Consider the following 1,449-nt stretch of genomic DNA (forward strand, 5'->3'; position numbering starts at 1 on the left):
CTGCGGGTGTATCACCTGGTTCACGGGGCCTGGCCCGGCGAGGAAGGTCATCCAAACACGGTCCATTCCGTTCGGCCGCGCCCGGAGATTCTGCCGCCTTGCGCCTTGCCCGAGTACCCCGCAAACCGAAACCGGCCGTGGCCTGGTGTCGATCAGGCTACCCGAGATTAGCCCCTCCCCCCATGAGCAACCGCGGCCTTTCCCGGACGCCAGTGTCCACCGAAGAAATCGACACCGCGGAATCTCACGGTAGCCTGAAACCGAAACGCGAAGAAACCATGAGCGAAGTACACGACCCGAAGCTCTATGCTCACGAGCTCGAATATTCCGGGGGCACGAGGCGCCCCTTCCGGACTGCGTCATGGAGCGTTTGCTGCACGAACCGGACAAAGGAGACATTCAGTGCCACAAAACGAGCATTGCCGGGAACTCGTTCGATACCTGAAGGAAACCGCCCGCGCGCTGCGCACCGAGGTCTGGGACTGGCCCCAGGACTTCCATGCCAATGGGCGACGGTATGTGATCGAAGGCCAGGTGGATATCGGCAACCCCGCACACGACCTCCCGGCTACGGTGCGATCGGATGCCGAGGCCTATGCCGAAGAGGTCCGCATTCGGTTCGAGAATGCAGCGAAAGAACTGGACAAAGCCCTCGCCCGCCTCGAAAGCGAGCACCGCTATACCGCCTGGTGGGTGGAGCACTACCTCCAGTATGCCCGGACCGAGGAGGCACGCACCGGAGACGCCGTCCTGGTCGATCCGCTGATCGAGCGCGTGCGCGCCCTCGCCGCTCGCGGTGCAATCCGCGATGGGCAGCCGATTGCCGCAAAGGAGTTGGATCTGGCGCAGGCGGTTCAGTTGCTCATCGGCGGACAGGCCCGGGATGGGGATTTTTGGTTGCAGCGACGCGAAAGCGAAGACGAGTCACAGTAAAAAAAGGACCGAGGGATGGTTGAGGGAATCTGGATTGCGATCGCCGATATGGCGTGGTGGCAGGTGTCGCTTTTGATCGTGTTTATCGTTCTTGCGGGGGTGACTGTTGCCGGACTGATGGAAGAGGGAGAGGATGGAAGGAATATCGTATTTCCCAATTCCATGACGGCCGCGACCATTCTTGTTTTGCTGGTGGGGATGTCCTCGGAGATTTCGGAGGAGCGATACGATGAAATCGAAGAGGCCTATCAGGAGCACCCCGAGATGCGGGATAAAATCGATCAGGCGCGGGAAACGTCCAAAGGCGACGATGCCGTAAGAATCACGTACATCGAGTACAGGCGACTTTCGGGTGCTCTGGAGAAGCTCCGGGACGAACAGGCCCGTGAAGAGTTTGCCGCGGAACTGAAATTACCAACTGACAACGGGGAGGCGGGTCGGTGAGTTTCGACTGCTTGAGCCTCCCCGCGTCTAACGCCGGGGCGTTCTTGCTACGTCATCGCTTTCGGGGTGATT

The 1,449-nt window shown here is 60.3% G+C and carries 2 protein-coding genes; both read left to right on the top strand.

Annotated elements, in window-relative coordinates; all coding sequences use genetic code 11:
• Window positions 1–402 precede the first annotated feature (402 nt).
• Complete coding sequence (locus F573_RS0113975; protein ID WP_019023107.1) at window positions 403–933, top strand: hypothetical protein; 531 nt, start codon at window positions 403–405, stop codon at window positions 931–933.
• A 15-nt stretch (window positions 934–948) separates the two neighbouring features.
• The gene (locus tag F573_RS0113980; RefSeq protein ID WP_019023108.1) at window positions 949–1,377 is read left to right on the top strand and encodes a hypothetical protein; all 429 of its coding nucleotides are present in this window, start codon (window positions 949–951) and stop codon (window positions 1,375–1,377) included.
• Window positions 1,378–1,449: the final 72 nt, after the last annotated feature.

Source organism: Thioalkalivibrio sp. ALE23, assembly GCF_000378545.1.
Classification (GTDB): domain Bacteria; phylum Pseudomonadota; class Gammaproteobacteria; order Ectothiorhodospirales; family Ectothiorhodospiraceae; genus Thioalkalivibrio.

Coding starts and splice junctions, on each gene's coding strand:
- F573_RS0113980 (WP_019023108.1), top strand. CDS start 949: ATGGTTGAGGGAATCTGGATTGCGATCGCCGATATGGCGTGGTGGCAG.